Origin of the sequence: Haloferax profundi, from assembly GCF_001469865.1 — an archaeon.
Taxonomy (GTDB): domain Archaea; phylum Halobacteriota; class Halobacteria; order Halobacteriales; family Haloferacaceae; genus Haloferax; species Haloferax profundi.
Genome location: NZ_LOPV01000650.1, coordinates 1 through 3,324, shown reverse-complemented (window position 1 = coordinate 3,324; position 3,324 = coordinate 1). Strand labels below are relative to the sequence as shown.

Annotated in this window: 1 protein-coding gene and 2 pseudogenes; 1 reads left to right on the top strand and 2 read right to left on the bottom strand. The window is 52.4% G+C overall.

The genetic code is table 11. The features are described from left to right. Positions 1–267 (top strand): annotated as a pseudogene (locus AUR66_RS22970) (hypothetical protein); the annotation flags it as partial. A gap of 1,246 nt (positions 268–1,513) precedes the next feature. Here AUR66_RS22970 and AUR66_RS18435 read toward each other — a convergent pair. Further along, positions 1,514–2,335 carry an IS5 family transposase gene (locus tag AUR66_RS18435; protein ID WP_058573594.1) on the bottom strand — a complete coding sequence of 274 codons (822 nt, stop codon included), beginning with the start codon at positions 2,333–2,335 and terminating at the stop codon, positions 1,514–1,516. A 714-nt stretch (positions 2,336–3,049) separates the two neighbouring features. Further along, a pseudogene (locus AUR66_RS22365) lies at positions 3,050–3,324 on the bottom strand (DUF6498-containing protein); the annotation flags it as partial.

Below are 3,324 nucleotides of genomic sequence, written 5' to 3'. Positions count from 1 at the left end.
GAGCCACAGTCCGGATGGTACGATGGAAGGGAGACGTACCGTCTCACAGATGTTTCGGGTGAGGTACATACTGACGGCGACACACACGTAGTCAAATCAGCAAACGTATCCTGGGACGTAACAGCACCTGCGGGAACATATGCGGAGTATGCGCTGGTCAGGTTGGCCACTGACGAACCCGCGACGTACAGGATCACATTCAAGTTTGAGTCAGACAACACCGACCTTGAGCGACCGACGTGGGTCGGCGACGCCGACTCGACGTAGAACGTTTGAACTAAACATAGACGGAGTGGTCCTACAGCGTTCCTGTGTAGACGCCTTGTCCGTCGGTAGCGAACTGAGACAAACCCTCGGTATGTTGCACGCGACTTCTGGCAACGTTCGGTGAGGTTTCTGTGAGTGTGCTGGATCGAGGGCGAGAGTGCGTCATTCAGCTTGGTACTGCCGGTACTCTCTGACAAGAAGTACCGCACCCAGTAGACTACCAAAGACGAGAGCAAACCAGATTCCTGAAAACGGTTCTTGTGAGCCAGCTGCTCTGAATGGGATACTGGTTAGAAGGGCAGCAACGATTAGCCTCGCCTTCTGAGAGACCATATTCTAAATCAATCTCTACTTCGTAAGAGCATACCTCTTCTGTCGTCTTATCTGAACAAAGTATCTTGCTGCATACACTCACTAGATCTGTCACGCCGCGCTAGACAGAGACTGGGTGTAGATTTCAGCGGACGTACTGAATGCAGAACGCGAGTCAGGCATTGCGGAAGGGAAGAGTAGTGAGGGGCTCTGTTGAAATCCTATTGGTTCGATACATCTTTCGCTGAAACAGCCGTTAGTTAGAACTGTATATCGATCAACGCCAAGTTGGACAATGATATCGATAGCCTGTTCGCAAAATCTTTTTGAGACGGTACTTCACTACTGAACTAGAAATGCCCAACAAGCCCTCCAGCGTCGAATTCGCAGATACAATATCTGATCTGATGAACGGCATCGCCGGGTGGCTTCTAATTGGACTCGGTACCGCCGCGTTCCTGAGTGGCCTCGGCGGACTTATTCAGTACGCCGGAACAGCAGATATGGTGATCCCAATCTTAGTCCTCCTGTTTTCATTCGTTTTCATAACATCGGGTATGTTGGTCAACCCTCGCTTCCGGCGTCGACTTGACCGCCGTCACGAGGTTTCACGGTTTGGCCGAGTTCAGAGTGTCGATAGTAGGGTTCTCTCAGAGTCAGAAAACAGGGTGGAATCGTGTACCAGTTGTGACGCTAAGATGAGGGAGGGTTTGGTTCGTCGGTACCGTGAAGAATATACTGCCGCAGGGATCCCGATATGGACGCTGTCTGAGAATCACAACTTCTACTGCTCAAGTTGTGCTACTGAGGAACTTCCAGGACTCACTCTAACAGATCGTGATGATGATTCGACCACTGAGCAAGTCGTAACAGAGGTCGAATGATTGTGTCTACTACGTGATCCAATGCAATGGGCACGCTCTATATCTAACGTTCAGATTGTCTTGTCGATGTTGTGAGTGAGACAGCCAATAGCGAGTTCACGGAACTGCTTCCACCAGCGTCGTGAGCGGACGAATGCGCCGTATTTCCGTTTGAGACGAGAGTTCACCGTCTCGTTCTGATTACGTTGCCCGTAGAGGTCAGCGTCAAGCCGGGAGTTCCACGCCTTGTGGAGCGGCGAAAATTCTCGATGCTTGATGACCGGACGAACATCATCTTCACGAGCTAATGCACGAATCTTCTGGTCATCGTACCCCTTGTCACCGAGGAGAATCGCTACTTCGTCGGTATTCCGCTTGATGAGCGACGGCGCGATCTTCGAGTCGTGTTTTCGTGTCGTCGTTACGTGTAAGTCGAGAATCGCGTTCGACCTCGTGTCCACGAGAAGCGTGACTTTCAACTGCTGAATCGTCAGCTTCGCTCGCTTCGTATAGTGTTTCGAGGCGTGACTCCGGTCGAACCCCGAGGCATCAATCCCGACGATACCGTTGGTCGGAAGGAGTGCGACTGAGAGGTTGAGCAGGACGCGCCAAACCGCCATATCGAGGCGATTGAACGCCTTACACAACGTCGAGGTGGATGGGAGTTCCTCAAGATGGATAGCGCATCGAATCCGAGGCATCTCGATTAATTCGTCAAGGAGCGTTCGATACGTTGTATTCTTCCGAACCTTGAGACAGAGGAGGACGATGTGTTGATGAAGTGTGTACCGCCGTTTCGAGAATTTCGAAGAGTACCGAGCGACAGCTCGCTGAGCCAAGTGATACGCCTGCTCAACAAACCGGAGCAACTGCGACTTTGGGAGGGTCTGCATTCAGTCAAACTACCGGAAGAACCTGTAACTCTCTGAGGATTTCAACAGAGCCTAGTGAGGCTATCTTAGTCCGATTTCTTTGTGGCGTCTGTAGAGGTACACTACACCTGCTGGAATTGTGATCAGTTGCACGGCTGAAAACACAAACGACCCCAAGTGTAGTATAGCAACCAGGCCCCACAGCAGCCGGTTAGGTATCCAATTGTTCTTGTGTTGATGCAGTGTTCGGACATCGAGATAGAGACACAACGAGTACAACGGAGCTAGAAGACTACCGACGAGAACCGTCGCTGCCGTCGTGAGTAGGGAGAATAAGAATAGCAAGCCAGTCTCTGGACCGCTCGGGACGAGACTTGGAGGAGAACCGGCCTGCGTGTCGCTCACTAACCGAAGAATACCGTACGAACCCCATGAGAGTCCCAACACTCCGATGAAGAATGCGACTCCGTACCACCACCGTGAACTGGGAGAATCACTGGACGACGTAGCAGACATAGACTATGAGAACAAGTATAATCCTGTTAAGTAATGTACATTGGGGGATAGAATACTCGACTCAATATTAACTGCAGACTCCCTCTGAGTGTTGCACGTCACTTTTGACAGTGGTTGGGTAGATTTCTGTGTTCACTCTGAATACAGGGCGGAAGTCGGTCACTCGGCAAAAAGAAAGGTTTGACTGAGACCCAATCACCTACCAGTAATACGAGTCAGTCACCGATGTGCGAGTTTCCAGAGCCCCATCGGGACGACACCGAGAAACGGAAGATACACCGGGAGAAGTACCCACGGGACGGACGGGCCGAGCGGCGTGGCGGCCACGACGACGCTGCCGACGGCGGTGAGGGCAACTGATCCGACCGCAGCACCGACGAACCGCCGGTTGAGCGGCGAAAATTCGGTCGACTGGAGCGGGAGGTCGAACGTCTCGACGAACGTCTCCGGGTCGCCGACCGGCCCGAGTGTCCGTTTGGTCTCGTCGTCGCCCC

Excerpts from the sequence above, each read along its gene's own strand:
- AUR66_RS18435 (WP_058573594.1), bottom strand. The coding sequence starts at position 2,335 with ATGCAGACCCTCCCAAAGTCGCAGTTGCTCCGGTTTGTTGAGCAGGCG.